The organism is Pantoea sp. USHLN256 (assembly GCF_037149875.1).
Lineage (GTDB): Bacteria > Pseudomonadota > Gammaproteobacteria > Enterobacterales > Enterobacteriaceae > Pantoea > Pantoea nemavictus.
Genome location: NZ_JBBCQO010000062.1, coordinates 1 through 223, shown reverse-complemented (window position 1 = coordinate 223; position 223 = coordinate 1). Strand labels below are relative to the sequence as shown.

Sequence of the window (223 nt, the reverse complement as noted above, 5' to 3'; positions counted from 1 at the left end):
GCAAGGTTAAAACTCAAATGAATTGACGGGGGCCCGCACAAGCGGTGGAGCATGTGGTTTAATTCGATGCAACGCGAAGAACCTTACCTACTCTTGACATCCAGCGAACTTAGCAGAGATGCTTTGGTGCCTTCGGGAACGCTGAGACAGGTGCTGCATGGCTGTCGTCAGCTCGTGTTGTGAAATGTTGGGTTAAGTCCCGCAACGAGCGCAACCCTTATCC

Annotated in this window: 1 rRNA gene; it reads left to right on the top strand. The window is 52.0% G+C overall.

From position 1 onward, the window contains the following. Positions 1-223, top strand: a 16S ribosomal RNA gene (locus WFL93_RS24245); the annotation flags it as partial.